Origin of the sequence: Novimethylophilus sp., assembly GCF_036504375.1 — a bacterium.
GTDB lineage: Bacteria > Pseudomonadota > Gammaproteobacteria > Burkholderiales > Methylophilaceae > Novimethylophilus.
Genome location: NZ_DASXVH010000041.1, coordinates 1 through 14918, shown reverse-complemented (window position 1 = coordinate 14918; position 14918 = coordinate 1). Strand labels below are relative to the sequence as shown.

Here is a 14918-nt window from a genome sequence, read left to right as displayed (position 1 = left end):
AGATATCTAAGCCCCACTATTCATTGAATTTTTCCAAATTGCCTATTTTTTGACAATTGAAATAATTATTTATAAATCATGTACTTAACGTTAACTCATCAATTTGGCATGCCCCAATGTGGTTATTTCCGGAAAAAATTGACAAATTAACAATAGCTGTGCATAAGGAAACAGAAACGGGGCTGTAAAAGCCCCGTTTTTCATATTTCAAAGTTAAATAAATATCTACAGTTTACGGAATACCAGTGTTCCGTTAGTGCCACCAAAACCAAACGAATTGGAAATGGCGACATCGATCTTCATATTCCTAGCCTCATTCGGTACGTAATCGAGGTCGCACCGCGAATCCTGATTGAAAATATTGATCGTAGGCGGTGCGATCTGATCACGTAGCGCCAAAGCCGAGAATACAGCTTCCACCCCCCCCGCGGCACCTAATAAATGGCCGGTCATGGATTTGGTGGAACTCATCGCCAGCCTGCCGGCATGATCGCCGAACAAACGCTTGGCCGCTTGCGTTTCAGCCATGTCGCCCGCGGGCGTAGAGGTACCGTGCGCGTTGACGTAATCCACCTGGTCGGCATTGAGGCCTGCATTATTGAGCGCATTGCGCATGCAGCGTGCGGCGCCTTCGCCATTCTCCGAAGGCGTGGTCATATGATAGGCATCGGCGCTCATGCCGAAACCGGCGACTTCGCCATAAATCATGGCGCCGCGCTTACGCGCATGCTCATACTCTTCCAATACCAGTACGCCTGCGCCTTCTCCAATGACGAATCCGTCGCGCTCCGAATCCCACGGGCGGCTTGCCGTTGCGGGATCGTCGTTGCGGGTGGAAAGCGCACGCGCCGAGGCAAAACCGCCTACCGAAAGTGGCGTAATTGCGGCTTCCGCACCGCCGGCAACCATGACATCGGCATCGCCATACTCGATCATGCGCGCCGCATCGCCGATGCAGTGCGTAGCCGTGGTACAAGCGGTAACGATAGCTATGTTCGGCCCCTTGAACCCGTACATGATCGACAGATTGCCGGAAATCATGTTGATGATGGTGCCCGGAATGAAGAACGGCGAAATCTTGCGCGGACCGCTCTCCATGTAGACCTTGTCCGTATCCTCGATCAGCTGCAGGCCGCCGATGCCGGCGCCGATGGAAACACCGATGCGTTCGGCATTCTCTTCGGTGACTTCGATACCGGAATCCTTGACCGCTTCCATGCCGGCCACCAGCCCGTACTGGATGAAGGTATCCATGCGCCGCGCCTCTTTTGGAGACAGATATTGCGTCACATCGAAATCCTTTACCTCACCGGCAACCTGGGAGGCAAAAGCGCTCGGGTCGAACTTTGTGATACGGGTAATGCCGGATTTGCCGGCTACGATGCTGGCCCAGGAGGCTTTCACACCGATACCGACAGGCGAGACAATCCCCAGGCCAGTAATGACGACCCTACGCTTGGACAAGGCTACTCCAGGAAAAAACTATATAGGAAAAAGAATGAATTCTTATTTGACGTGAGCGTTGACGTAGTCAATCGCTTGTTGCACGGTGGTAATCTTTTCGGCTTCTTCATCGGGGATTTCGCAGTCGAATTCCTCTTCCAGAGCCATCACCAATTCTACGGTGTCGAGAGAATCAGCACCCAGATCGTCCACAAAAGAAGACGCATTCTTGACGTCAGCTTCATTCGCGCCCAATTGCTCGGTAACGATCTTCTTAACACGCTGTTCGATATCAGACATTCAATTTCTCCCTTTCAAGTTGTAGCAAAAAGCTGGCGCCATTCTAGCAAACTCCAGCCGATTTCAAAAGAAACGGCCTGTCAGGCCATGTACATTCCGCCATTGACATGCAATGTTTCGCCGGTAATGTAACCTGCAGCGGGTGAAGCTAGGAATGCTACTGCAGCAGCGATGTCTTCCACACTGCCGAAACGCCCGGCAGGGACATGCTGAATCAGGCCGTTGCGCTGCTCTTCCGAAAGTGCGCGCGTCATGTCGGTGTCGATGAAACCCGGCGCCACACAGTTCACCGTGATGCCGCGGCTGCCTACCTCGCGTGCCAGCGACTTGGTGAAGCCGGTCATGCCGGCCTTGGCCGCGGCGTAGTTGGTCTGACCGGCATTGCCCATATGTCCGACCACCGAAGAAATGCTGACGATACGTCCCTGGCGGGCTTTCATCATCGGGCGCAATACCGCCTGCGACAGGCGAAACACCGATTTGAGGTTGGTCGACAGAACCGCATCCCAATCCTCCTCGCTCATGCGCATCAGCAATGTGTCACGGGTGATGCCGGCATTGTTGACCAGTATCGTGATAACGCCGAACTTTTCGGCAATGGCCTTAAGCGCCGACTCTATTTGCGCCGCATCATTGACATCCAATGCCATGCCATCGCCCCTGACGCCGCTCTGATGCAACGCCTGGCTGATTTGTTCCGCCCCGCCGACGGTCGTAGCGGTTCCGATCACGGTCGCGCCGCGCTTACCCAATTCCAGCGCGACGGCGGCACCAATGCCGCGGCTGGCGCCGGTAACCAATGCGATTTGTCCGTTCAACATCATTGTTCTCCTTATACTGCGAATTGCACTTTGGCGTCAGAAATGGCATCCGCGCCCGTCAACGCAAGGCAGGGCATCTCGGCTACGATGCGTTTGTTCAATCCCGACAACACCTTGCCGGGACCACATTCGGCTGCAATGGCGATACCCTCGCCCGCCATCTTCTGCACCGATTCCACCCAGCGTACCGGGCTGTGTAGCTGACGCACCAGCGCATCCTTGATTTGCAAAACATTGTCGTAAGCTGTCACATCGGCATTATGCAGTACCGGCACCTGCGGCATAGAGATGGCGACTTGCTCCAGATAGATTTTCAGCTTGTCGGCGGCAGGCCTCATCAATGCGCAGTGGGACGGCACGCTCACCGGCAAGGTTAATGCGCGCTTGGCGCCTTTGGCCTTGGCGGCTTCCATGCCGCGCTCCACCGCAGCCTTGTTGCCGGCGATCACCACCTGCCCCGGGGAGTTGAAATTGACCGCTTCCAGCACCTCGCCCTGCGCGGCTTCCGCACAGGCAGCCCGCACTGCATCGTCATCAAGCCCGAGAATCGCGGCCATGGCGCCCACGCCTTCGGCCACGGCGGATTGCATCACTTCAGCGCGGTAGCGCACCAGGGGCAACGCATCCTTGAAGGTCAACGCCCCAGCCGCAACCAAAGCGGTGTATTCGCCCAGGCTGTGGCCCGCCATCATCGCAGGCTGCGCGCCATCGGCATGTAGCCAGGCCCGCCATGTGGCGATGCCGGCAGTCAGCATCAGCGGCTGCGTGTTGGTAGTGAGATTCAGATCCTCGTTGGCTTCGGTAGCCATGCGCCAAAAATCCAGGCCAAGCACGTCGGAAGCCTCGGCAAACGCATCGCGCACCACCGCGAGGTCGCCGAATCCCTGCATCATGCCGACGGATTGGGAGCCCTGGCCGGGGAAAAGGAATGCGAATTTCATGCTGATCTCTTAATTTAATGCCTGAATAATCAATATTTCAGTAACGCAGAACCCCAGGTGAAACCGCCACCGAAAGCCTCCATCAGAATGGTTTCGCCCCTCTTGATGCGGCCATCGCGCACCGCGACATCCAGCGCCAGCGGAATGGAGGCGGCGGAAGTGTTGCCATGCTGGTCCACTGTAACCACGACCCGCTCCATGCCCATGCCCAGCTTCTTGGCCGTTGCCTGAATGATGCGGATATTGGCCTGGTGAGGCACCAGCCAATCGATGTCCGATTTTTGCAAACCGTTGGCTTCCAGCGTCTCGTCGACAATCTGGTCCAAAGTGTTCACCGCCACCTTGAATACCGCGCTGCCTTCCATGACGATGGTCGAGGCACCGCCCTTCTTTGAAACACCGCATGGCACGTTCAACAAGTCGGCATAGCCGCCATCGGCGTGCAGATGGGTGGAAAGAATGCCGGGCTCATCGCTGGCCTGCAATACAACCGCGCCGGCGCCATCGCCCCAGAGGATGCAGTTGGTGCGATCGCTCCAGTCGGTGATGCGAGAGATCGTTTCAGCGCCCACCACCAGTACGCATTTGGCGCCTCCTGCACGGATAAACTGGTCGGCCGTAGCCAGTGCGTAAACAAAGCCGCTGCAGACGGCCTGGATGTCGAATGCCGGTCCGCCGCTGACGCCGAGTTTGGCCTGTAACGTACATGCGGTGCTGGGGAATATCTGATCGGGGGTGGTCGTTGCTACGATGATGAGGTCGATCTCATCGGCGGCAATGCCGGCGGCAGCGATCGCGCGCCGGCTGGCGTGCAGCGCGAGATCGCTGGTAAATTCTCCGTCAGCGGCAATATGGCGTTCGCGAATGCCGGTGCGTGCAAAAATCCATTCGTCGCTGGTGTCCACCATGCGCTCGAGATCGGCATTGGTGCAAACATTATCCGGCAGATAGCTGCCGGTTCCGGCGATACGGGAATACTTCAAGATGCGGACACCATGGCAGGATGTGCATCAAGCGCAATCTGTTCGCTGATACGGCGCAGCACTCCGCTACAAGCTTCTTCCACCGCCTGATCGATGGCAAAACCGAAAGCGAAGCTATCCGCCGAGCCGTGACTCTTGACGACAAGTCCGTTAAGCCCCAAAAAACTGGCTCCGTTGTAGCGGCGATGGTCTACGCGCTTTTTGAAGGCATTGAGCACCGGCATCGCTGCCAGCCCCATCAGCTTGGTCAGCAGACTGCGCCTGAATTCCTGAGTGATGAAGGTGCGCATCATCTGGGCAAGACCTTCCGAAGCCTTAAGTGCGACATTGCCGACGAAGCCGTCGCACACCACCACATCCACGGTGCCTTTATAGATATCGTTGCCTTCCACATTGCCATAGAAATTCAGATGGCTGGCGCGAAACAGCTCACCGGCTTCCTTGACTACTTCGTTGCCCTTGATGACTTCCGAACCGATATTGAGCAGCCCGACCGTAGGGTTTGCCTTATGCTCCACACAGGAGCATAGCATCGCGCCCATGATGCCGAATTGCAGCAGATGTTCGGCAGTACAATCAACGTTGGCGCCGAGATCCAACACGAAGGTACGCCCATGAAGCGTTGGCAGCGTCGACGCGATAGCAGGCCGATCGATACCGGGCAGGGTTTTCAGCACATAACGCGCGACAGCCATCAGTGCGCCGGTATTACCGGCAGAAACGCAGGCGTTGGCTTCGCCGCTCTTTACCAGATTGATGGCGACCCGCATCGACGAGTCTTTCTTGTTGCGTAACGCGGAAGATGGCGGCTCGTCCATGGTGACGACTTCGTCAGCATGATGAATGCGCAGGCGCGGCCCCACACTGGCGCCATGAGCGCGCAGTTCCATCTCGATAGCTTCGGTCAGACCGACCAGGACGATATTGATTTCACTATGCCGCTTGAGCGCTTCAAGCGCTGCGGGAATGGTGACATGGGGACCGTGATCGCCCCCCATGGCGTCGATGGCGACAGTAATATCCATAACAAAACGCCGCGCCTTGTGCGGGCGCGGCGCATGCAAAATAAGGGAACCTGTTACTCGCCCTTGGCCGGCATCACCTTGCGGCCACGATAGTAGCCGGAAGCGCTCACATGGTGGCGCAGATGCACTTCGCCCGTGGTCGGCTCGACGGCCAGCGCCGGTGCGGTCAGAAAGTCGTGGGAACGATGCATGCCACGCTTGGATGGGGACTTCTTGTTCTGTTGAACAGCCATTTGTTGCTCCTAACGAAAAATCAATCTAGTTCTAATTTTCTAAATTCTTGGTGCTGACTTTCAGCCCTTCCAGCACCTGAAAAGGACTTGGCTTCCGCCCATGCGATACATTTGCACTGCCAGTACAATAATCTTCATGCCTCAAAGCCATCGGTAGCGCCAGAAGAACTTCTTCTTCCACCAGCCCCACCACATCCATTGCTGGGTCGATCACCAGATAATCGACCTCATCATCAGCCAGATCAGACTCGGGCAGCGCTGACTCATCCGCAACCAGCTCGAAATACCTGTTAACGCTCAGCGGATAAGCAAACCTGCCCAAACAGCGCTGACATATCAACTCCAACGTCCCGCGAATCTCCAGCCGCAACGACGGCTTATCGCGAGCCGCATGCCTTCCCGCAAGCCGATACTTGATCTCGCTATCACCGGAAAACAGCACATCCCGCAAGCCGGACAAATTCGAGGCGCGGATTTTATCATGAATTTCAAGCGATTGCTCGGCAAATTCAAGGGCGTTTATCAACACCGGCGTGGACACAAGGCTTAACCTATTCAGTCGTGAATCCAGCATGATATAATTATCAGGTTTGAGTGTCAAAAAGCCTTGTATCGATCGGCCTTACAGACCACCCTAATTCAATATGCGCGCTGAACAATGATCAAAAAGATTCTCGTAGCCAATCGCGGCGAAATTGCCGTTCGCATCGTGCGCGCCTGCTCGGAAATGGGCATTACTTCGGTGGCCATCTATACCGACGCGGATCGCCACGCCCTGCACGTCAAAAAGGCGGATGAGGCTTATAACATTGGTTCGGACCCAGTGCAGGGTTATCTCAATGCCCATAACATCGTCAACCTTGCCGTGGCTGCGGGCTGTGATGCGCTGCACCCCGGCTACGGCTTCCTTTCCGAAAACCCGGTGTTGTCTGAAATTTGCGCCAAACGCGGTGTCAAATTCATCGGCCCCGGCCCTGACGTGATCGCCCAGATGGGCGACAAGATCCAGGCGCGCAACGCAATGATTGCCGCGGGCATTCCCTGCGTGCCGGGAAGCGACGGCAACCTCGAAGATGTCGAGGAAGCGCGCAAACTGGCCGCCAAAATCGGTTACCCCGTTATGCTCAAGGCCACCAATGGCGGCGGCGGTCGCGGCATTCGCCGCTGCAATGACGACAAAGAGTTGCTGACCAATTACGAGCGTGTGATTTCCGAGGCCAGTAAAGCTTTCGGCAAGCCGGAAGTATTCCTGGAAAAATGCGTCGTCAACCCACGCCATATTGAAGTGCAAATATTGGCCGACAGCCAAGGTCATGCAATTCACCTGTATGAACGCGATTGTTCCATCCAGCGCCGCAACCAGAAGCTGATCGAAATCGCGCCATCGCCGCAGTTGACCCAGGCACAACGCGAATACATCGGCAATCTGGGCGTCAAAGCGGCCAAAGCCGTAGGCTACGAAAATGCCGGCACGGTCGAATTTTTGCTGGATCAGGACAACAATTTCTACTTCATGGAAATGAACACGCGCCTGCAGGTCGAGCACACGGTGACGGAAACGATTACCGGCATCGATATCGTGCAGGAGCAGATTCGCATAGCCGACGGCCTGCCATTGCAATATAGACAGGAAGACGTCCAGTTCCGCGGCTTTGCAATGGAATATCGTATCAACGCGGAAGATCCGAAAAACGGCTTCCTGCCCAGCTTCGGTAAAATTACCCGCTATTACGCCCCGGGCGGTCCGGGCGTGCGGATTGATGCAGCCATGTATTCCGGATACGTGATTCCGCCCTATTACGACTCCATGTGTGCCAAGCTCACGGTATGGGCGCTCGATTGGCCTAGCGTCGTCGAACGTGGTCGTCGCGCTTTGAGCGACATGGTGGTATATGGCGTCAAAACGACGATCCCCTATTATCAGGAAATCATGAAGCATCCCGAGTTCAGAGCCGGACGCTTCAACACCAGCTTCGTGGAATCGCACCCCGAATTGATCAACTATGCGATCGAGTTTCCGCCGGAACTGATGGCGGCGGCAATTTCGGCAGCCATCGCTGCCCATGAAGGCATCTAACAGATTTATATAGAAGATTAAGATTATGGCAAAAGTTCTTGTTTCAGAACTGATTTTACGTGATGGCCATCAGTCCCTGATTGCTACTCGCCTGCGTACCGACGACATGTTGCCGATTTGCTCGGCATTGGACAAGGTGGGTTTCTGGTCGCTGGAAGCGTGGGGTGGCGCCACCTTCGACGCTTGCGTACGTTATCTCAAGGAAGACCCGTGGGAACGCTTGAAACGCCTGCGCAAGGCCCTGCCCAACAGCCGCATCCAGATGCTGCTGCGTGGTCAGAATCTGCTTGGCTACCGCCACTATTCAGATGATGTGGTGCGCGCTTTCGTGCAGAAATCCGCCGACAACGGTGTGGACGTATTCCGTATCTTCGATGCGATGAACGATCTGCGTAATTTGCGCGTGTCCATCGAAGCGGTGAAGAAAACCGGCAAGCATGCCGAAGGCACCATCAGCTATACCACCAGCCCCGTCCACGACATTCCCTACTTCGCTGGTTTGGCAAAGGAACTGGAAGCCATGGGTTGCGATACCCTCGCGATCAAGGACATGGCGGGCCTGCTCACACCGTCGGCCACGTCCGAACTGGTGACGGCGATTCGCGCCAGCGTCAAATTACCGATCCACTTGCACAGCCATGCGACTTCCGGTTTATCGGCAATGTCCTTCATCAAGGGTGTGGAAGCGGGAGCCGCCATTCTGGACACATGCATATCGCCCTTCGGCGAGGGTGCCAGCCACTCTTCCACTGAAAGTATTGTCGCAGCGCTTGCCGGCACCGAATACGATACCGGCCTGGATCTTGTCGCGCTGCAGGGAATCGCTGCCTATTTCCGCGAAGTCCGCAAAAAATATTGGCAGTTCGAAAGCGACTTTACCGGTGTAGATACTCGCGTTCTCGTCAATCAGGTTCCGGGCGGCATGATTTCCAACCTCTCCAATCAGCTCAAGGAGCAGGGCGCGCTCAACCGCATGGATGAAGTGCTGGATGAAATCCCACGCGTACGGGAAGACCTCGGCTTTCCGCCGCTGGTCACGCCGACTTCGCAGATCGTCGGCACCCAGGCGGTGCTCAACGTGCTGACCGGTGCGCGCTATAAATCAGTGACCAACGAAGTCAAGAATTACCTGCTTGGCCAATACGGCAAGGCTCCGGGCAAGGTGAATGAAGAAGTAAAGAGCCTGGCCACCAATAATGGTGAGGTCATCACCTGCCGCCCGGCTGACTTGCTTGAAGACGAGATGGACAAGCTGCGCGCGGAAATCGAATCACTGGCACGCAATGAAGAAGACGTTCTCACCTATGCGATGTTTCCTGAACTGGCACAGACCTTCTTCCAGGAGCGTGCCGCCGGCAGTCTCAAGCCCGAACCATTGCTGGAGAAAGAAGCCGCGTCTGCGGCCGCAACGCGCTATGCGCCCAGCGAATTCAACGTCACTTTGCATGGCGAAACTTTCCATATCAAGCTCACCGGCAGCGGCCATACCGGCGAAGAGCAACGCCCGTTCTATGTCTCGGTTGACGGGATCGCCGAAGAAGTGATAGTCGAAACGCTGAGCGAAGTCGAAGTCTCCCGCGGCAGTAGCAGCAATGGTGGACAAAAGAAAAAGGCGAACACCTCCTCGACCGGCAACGGCAATCGCCCACGACCGTCCCATGCGGGCTGCGTAACCACCGCCATGCCGGGCACCATCGTCGACGTCAAGACCAGGGTCGGCGACAAGGTCAACGCCGGCGACGGCATACTGGTGATCGAAGCGATGAAAATGGAGAACGAAATCCAGGCGCCAAAAAGCGGCATCATCGTCGCCATCCATGTGCAAAAAGGCGACTCGGTGACTCCGGATGAAACGCTGGTCGAAATTCAATAAACCATCATGATCAGGCCTGCGGCTGCCGGCTTTTTCATTTGGGCACTATGAACCTGATTCTTGCCTCATCCTCGCCTTATCGGCACGAATTGCTGCAACATCTGCAGCTTCCTTTCGCGGTAATCTCGCCCGAGGTGGATGAAACCGCCCGGCCGGGAGAGAGACCGGAACAAACCGCCCTGCGCCTGGCCCAGGCAAAAGCACGCAAAATTGCGGTCAGCCATCCCGATGCACTCATCATCGGCTGCGATCAGGTCGCCACCCTGGACGGACTGCAGCTGGGAAAACCCTTGACGCACGACAACGCCGTCAAGCAACTGCGCCTGATGCGCGGCCGCAGCGTCAGGTTCCACAGCGCGCTCTGCCTGTTCAATGCAGCCACAGGCAATATGCAAGCCGAGGATGTCCTCTACGAAGTACGCCTCCGTAACCTCAGCGATGAACAGATCGAGAACTACCTGCGCAAGGAACAACCCTACCACTGCGCCGGTAGTGCCAAATACGAGGGATTGGGCATCGCACTGATCGAATGGATGCACGGCGGCGATCCCAACGCGCTGATCGGGTTGCCGCTGATTACGCTGGTAAGCATGTTGCAAAACGAAGGTATAGCCGTTATCTAGATTTCATCTGAAAGACCGACGCAAAATCAAGCTCAGCAGTGGCCAAAGCGCTGGCTTTCCGCGATGTAAGCGCGCAAATTTGCCTGGAGGGCACCATGCGGGTATACAAGAAGGACGGTGCCGGCAACGCCCATTTCATCGGGAAAGACAATATCGACCATACCCCGAAGAACGAGAAAGCCCGGCTCAAGCTAGGCGATGCGTGCGACGTGCCAGCGGAAGGCAAGACCCGTTCTGACCTATCGTGCGCTGGTGCGCTACTGATCAATCAACGGCAAAGACTCACGGAGCCCGTTGCGCACACCCGGCCGTCCGGCCATGCGGTGCCTGTCAATATCGCTCCCTGCAACACCGCGCCTGTTAACCGCGCACCCGCAAGGTTGGCATAGGACAGGTTGGCGCCAGAAAAATCGGTGCCCGTCAAATTGGCTTGCCGCAGATCGGCACCGGCCAACAGATAACCAGACTTGTTGCAGCCATGCCAATCCACTCCGCGCGCTGGAGGCTGACCGCAAGTTTTGGCGGCCTGCAACCCAATGTCGATCGGTGTGGCCACCTGGAAAAAATGCAAGGCCAGCCCTATCGCCAGGGCGGCAGCCAGCAGCGCCGCAGCCGTCCATCCGTACCGCAGGCGATACAGGCGCAGCCAGTGGTCGACCTCGGCAACATTCTGCCGATAGCTATGCTGCTCTACCGTTTCCGGCGCCACCCTGCGGTCATGGCCTTCGCGCCGGCTCTTCCAGGCGGCAGCTTCAGCAGCGCGTTCATGATCACGGCGATCGGGTCTTTTGCGTTCGTCAAAATGGCGCAGTGCGGCACGGATGCGCTCTTCATGCCATTGGGGATCGTGCGACTCGGCATGGAGATCGAGCAGACGAGAAATCTCCTCGTGGATCTCGGGGACATCCCGATAGGTATGCCAGGCATGCCCGTCTATGCTGAGCAGATCATTTTCCCGGATGCGACCGATCAATATCTGCTGACAAATGAGCGGCTCAGGAAAAGGACCGCTGATCCGTTCGCCGCGCTTCACCTGCCATAGACGATAAGTGCTCATGCATTGGCCGACCTGGGTTTAGCCAGCAACACCATGCTTTGCGCCGCCTGTGCGCACAGCAATTTGAATTTTTCGAAACTTGCAGCATCCAGCCGCTCTCCGGTGCCGGCGCGATCGCCATAGAACAGTCCGATCATTTTCCCCTGGACGCTCAAAGACATCGCGTAGAATTCGTGCCCTGTGGTTGCCTTCATTACCTCATCGTTCAAATACGCGGCATATTTGATGCGGTTTTCGTCCGACATCCATATCGCTTGCTGTTTGCCCATCAAAGCGCTGAATAAGTGTTTTTGGCGCATATCGAAACGGAACGATTTGAGCGGAGACTCTTGTTCAGCTCCGAACGTATATTTCGCTTTCAGTTCGGTACGATCTTGCGTCAGCAGCGCGAATACCACCCTCTTCAAGCCGATACCGTCGCGCATGCCGCGCATTACCAGCACCAGCAAATCATGCAAGCTCAGCGCATCATCCAGATGCATGGACATTTCCTTCATCACTGCCTGGAAAGGGTCATCATCCGTTGTCACAACCGATGGCTCTTCATCCGGCCATTCGCCGGCCAGCATCGGCAGCCAGGTAGCCGCAGGAACAACATCGGCAAATATATAACGCCGCGCCACATCCGCCGCGGCGCTGTGCACCTGGGCAGCCACCTCATCCGGCGCCTGGCGCCGCGCGGCGGCAATTTCTTCGAGATCGGCCGCGACCGCAGGTCCATACCAGCCCGTTTCGGCATTTTTGATCAGGCGGTTCGCCAGCATTACGCAGCGAGGGCGTACATGCACGTCAGTTATTTCCTGCTGCATCGCGCTGGTCACCAGGGGTGGCATATTCCAGCGTTCCGCCAGCGCACGGGAAAGCTCGACCAACGGAAAGCCGAAGGCATTCTGCTCGGCTTGTTTCCAATCCAGCTTGCGCTGCGTCTTCGCCAGTTCAACCATCCGCTCAGGTTCCGCGACCCAAAGCGTCATCTCGGCCATACCGTATAGCACCGCGGCAATATAGACCTCCTCGATGCTGGTATCCAAACGCTGCACCGCCCATGCCCGAGCATGAATGGCTGCATGGCTGGCGCGTGCGGTTGTGCATAACAATCCATGCTGCGCATGTGGTGGCAGCACGTCTTCCAGCACGGCGGTTTCGCTCAGGCGACTGAATGTGGTGGACAGCCCCAGCATCATCACCGCGTGTTCGGCGGTGGCGATACGCTGCGCAAATTCCCCATGCCGGGATGCATTGGCAAGCCGCATCAATTTCAGCGCCATCATGGGGTCAGGCAGCACGGCCGCAGCAATTCTTGCCGCAGACACGTCGGGGTCATTCTGTAATTTTTTTATCGCCTGCAGGGTTGTCCGCAATACTGGCAATTCCAGCGGCGCCAGCTGCGATACCCACTCATCGATGGTTTGCGACAAAGCTATTTCCCCTTGCGGTTGGGTAACACCTGATCTTCAAGCTGCACGCCATAAATGGACCCTTAAGTATTGCGGGAATCGGCGATTCATAGCAGAATCGCATCGGTATTCTAACCGCACAAATATAACAAGCAAGGATGTAAGTCAATGAGCCTGATTATCGGGGCATTACTCGTTCTGGGTAGCATCATCGGGGGCTTCGTACTTGAACATGGGCATCTTGCCGCGTTGTTCCAGCCAGTCGAATTGCTCATTATCGGAGGTGCCGCATTCGGAGCATTTTTGATCGCCAACCCGACCGCCATCATTAAAAGCTCGTTTGCCGGGGTAGGCAAGGTTTTCAAGGGTTCTTCCTATAATAAAACCCGCTATATGGAATTGCTGGGATTGATGTATGCCTTGTTCGGCAAGATCCGCAAGGACGGCTTGATCGCACTGGAGGCGGATATCGAGGAGCCTGAAAAAAGCCAGATTTTCGCCAAGTATCCAGGCGTTCTTGCCGATCATCATGTGCTGGATTTCATCTGCGACTATTTTCGCATGATGGTGGGTGGCAGCATGAATGCCTTTGAAATCGAGAACCTGATGGACCTGGAGCTGGAAACGCACCACCAGGAAGCGCACAAGCCTATCGCCGCGATTCAATCGGCCTCGGATGCATTGCCGGCTTTCGGTATCGTCGCGGCAGTGCTGGGCGTGGTTATCACCATGGGCGCGATTGGCGGACCGCCGGAAGAGCTCGGCCATAAGGTCGGTGCCGCACTGGTCGGCACCATGCTGGGGATTCTTCTTTCTTACGGATTCGTCGGCCCCCTCGCCTCCTCGTTGAATCATCAACTGGAAGACGAAAGCAAGTTCTACGTTTGCATCAAGACCTGCATCATCGCCTATCTGAACGGCTATGCGCCGCAAGTAGCGGTAGAATTCGGACGCAAGGCCTTGTTCTCGGATGTCCGCCCCGGCTTTCTCGAGCTGGAAGAGCACGTCAAACAGAAGAAGTAATATCAGGCTGAAAAACCGCCATCATGGCAGAAGACAATATCCAGCCCATCATCGTCAAGAAGATCAAGAAAGGCGGACACGGCCATCATGGCGGCGCCTGGAAAATCGCCTACGCCGACTTCGTAACCGCAATGATGGCGTTTTTCCTGCTCATGTGGCTGCTTGGTTCCACCACCAAGGAGCAGAAACAGGCAATTTCGGACTATTTCAATAACCCCAGCGCGGTCTCCGGCCCGGGCGGGGCCAGCACCAGTATGATCAAGATCGGTGGCGGTAAAGATGTCACCCATTCGGAAGGCGATACGAAAAAAGGCTCCAATAAGGATGAACGGCCGAAAGAGACACAGCCTGCGCCCAAGAAAGCGGAAGTCGGCGAAATTACCAAGGATGACAAGCAGCGGCTGCTGGAACTGAAGAAAGAGCTCGAAAATGCAATTGACGCCAGCGAAGCGCTCAAGCCATTCAAGGATCAGTTGCTGCTGGAAATCACCAAGGAAGGCTTGCGCATCCAGATCATCGACAAGGAAAACCGGCCGATGTTCAACAGCGGCAGCTCCGTCATGCAACCTTATGCATCGGAAATACTCAAGGAAATTGGCAAGGTAATCAATCACGTTCCCAACAAGATCAGTTTATCCGGCCATACCGATGCCACGCCTTATTCCAAATTTTCCGGCATCTATACCAACTGGGAGCTTTCTGCCGACCGTTCCAATGCTTCGCGCCGTGCATTGATTAGCGGCGGCATGGATGAGGACAAGGTGGCGCGCGTCGTAGGCTTATCCTCCGCCGTGCTGTTCGATAAGGACAACCCATATAATCCGATCAATCGGCGCATCAGCATTATCGTGCTGAACAAGGAAACCGAAGACGCTATCCTGCACGACGAAGGAAAACTTGATCAGACTTCCGCTGAAAACAACACACCCGTCGCTGCTGCGCCAGCTGCCCCCGACAAAAAACCATCGTCTCCGGCCGCCATCTCACCAGCACCAGTTCCGGCAGCCCCGGCCAAACCAGCCACCGCCGCTCAACCGTCACCGCCTTCGTCTGCAGCTCCAATGCCGTCCAGCCCCCCTGCAGCTGTAAAGCCCGCACCCGCATCTTCGGCAGCCGCAGCGG

Annotated in this window: 14 protein-coding genes and 1 pseudogene; 5 read left to right on the top strand and 10 right to left on the bottom strand. The window is 56.2% G+C overall.

Annotation, left to right across the window (positions count from 1 at the left end):
* Positions 1–225: 225 nt before the first annotated feature.
* The 8 genes from fabF to VGK14_RS05550 form a co-directional block, all read right to left on the bottom strand.
* Positions 226–1464, bottom strand: a complete 1239-nt coding sequence (gene fabF / locus VGK14_RS05585; RefSeq protein ID WP_331507951.1) for a beta-ketoacyl-ACP synthase II — start codon at positions 1462–1464, stop codon at positions 226–228.
* Positions 1465–1506: 42 nt separating this feature from the next.
* Positions 1507–1743: an acyl carrier protein gene (acpP, locus tag VGK14_RS05580; RefSeq protein ID WP_331507950.1), complete on the bottom strand. Its 237-nt coding sequence runs from the start codon at positions 1741–1743 to the stop codon at positions 1507–1509.
* Between the two features lie 80 nt (positions 1744–1823).
* Complete coding sequence (gene fabG / locus VGK14_RS05575) at positions 1824–2564, bottom strand: 3-oxoacyl-ACP reductase FabG (protein ID WP_331508032.1); 741 nt, start codon at positions 2562–2564, stop codon at positions 1824–1826.
* Between the two features lie 11 nt (positions 2565–2575).
* Positions 2576–3505 (bottom strand): ACP S-malonyltransferase, encoded by a 930-nt coding sequence (fabD, locus tag VGK14_RS05570; protein ID WP_331507949.1) that lies wholly within the window; start codon positions 3503–3505, stop codon positions 2576–2578.
* 29 nt (positions 3506–3534) lie between these two features.
* On the bottom strand, positions 3535–4488 hold the full coding sequence (locus VGK14_RS05565) for a beta-ketoacyl-ACP synthase III (RefSeq protein ID WP_331507947.1): 954 nt from the start codon (positions 4486–4488) through the stop codon (positions 3535–3537).
* Positions 4485–5513, bottom strand: a complete 1029-nt coding sequence (gene plsX / locus VGK14_RS05560) for a phosphate acyltransferase PlsX (RefSeq protein WP_331507946.1) — start codon at positions 5511–5513, stop codon at positions 4485–4487. Before plsX ends, VGK14_RS05565 begins: the two co-directional genes overlap by 4 nt.
* A 53-nt stretch (positions 5514–5566) precedes the next feature.
* Positions 5567–5746, bottom strand: a complete 180-nt coding sequence (rpmF, locus tag VGK14_RS05555; RefSeq protein WP_109014244.1) for a 50S ribosomal protein L32 — start codon at positions 5744–5746, stop codon at positions 5567–5569.
* Positions 5747–5777: 31 nt separating this feature from the next.
* Positions 5778–6347, bottom strand: a complete 570-nt coding sequence (locus VGK14_RS05550) for a YceD family protein (RefSeq protein WP_331507945.1) — start codon at positions 6345–6347, stop codon at positions 5778–5780.
* Positions 6348–6404: 57 nt separating this feature from the next.
* Between VGK14_RS05550 and VGK14_RS05545 the strand changes: the two genes are divergently transcribed.
* Genes VGK14_RS05545 through VGK14_RS05535 form a run of 3 tightly spaced genes read left to right on the top strand, consistent with a single transcriptional unit; the run spans position 6405 to position 10319 of the window.
* Positions 6405–7823: an acetyl-CoA carboxylase biotin carboxylase subunit gene (locus VGK14_RS05545; RefSeq protein WP_331507944.1), complete on the top strand. Its 1419-nt coding sequence runs from the start codon at positions 6405–6407 to the stop codon at positions 7821–7823.
* A gap of 25 nt (positions 7824–7848) precedes the next feature.
* On the top strand, positions 7849–9696 hold the full coding sequence (oadA, locus tag VGK14_RS05540; RefSeq protein WP_331507943.1) for a sodium-extruding oxaloacetate decarboxylase subunit alpha: 1848 nt from the start codon (positions 7849–7851) through the stop codon (positions 9694–9696).
* A gap of 47 nt (positions 9697–9743) precedes the next feature.
* The gene (locus VGK14_RS05535) at positions 9744–10319 is read left to right on the top strand and encodes a Maf family nucleotide pyrophosphatase (protein WP_331507942.1); all 576 of its coding nucleotides are present in this window, start codon (positions 9744–9746) and stop codon (positions 10317–10319) included.
* 268 nt (positions 10320–10587) lie between these two features.
* On the opposite strand, the gene VGK14_RS05530 is transcribed toward VGK14_RS05535, so the two are convergent.
* A complete protein-coding gene (locus tag VGK14_RS05530) occupies positions 10588–11376 on the bottom strand; it encodes a pentapeptide repeat-containing protein (RefSeq protein ID WP_331507941.1) in 789 nt (262 codons plus the stop codon).
* The gene (locus VGK14_RS05525) at positions 11373–12794 is read right to left on the bottom strand and encodes an HDOD domain-containing protein (RefSeq protein WP_331507940.1); all 1422 of its coding nucleotides are present in this window, start codon (positions 12792–12794) and stop codon (positions 11373–11375) included. The genes VGK14_RS05530 and VGK14_RS05525 overlap by 4 nt, the downstream gene beginning before the upstream one ends.
* A 147-nt stretch (positions 12795–12941) precedes the next feature.
* On the opposite strand from VGK14_RS05525, the gene motA reads away from it, so the two are divergent.
* Positions 12942–13796: a flagellar motor stator protein MotA gene (motA, locus tag VGK14_RS05520; RefSeq protein WP_331507939.1), complete on the top strand. Its 855-nt coding sequence runs from the start codon at positions 12942–12944 to the stop codon at positions 13794–13796.
* A 23-nt stretch (positions 13797–13819) separates the two neighbouring features.
* A pseudogene (gene motB / locus VGK14_RS05515) lies at positions 13820–14731 on the top strand (flagellar motor protein MotB); the annotation flags it as partial.
* Between the last annotated feature and the right edge of the window lie 187 nt (positions 14732–14918).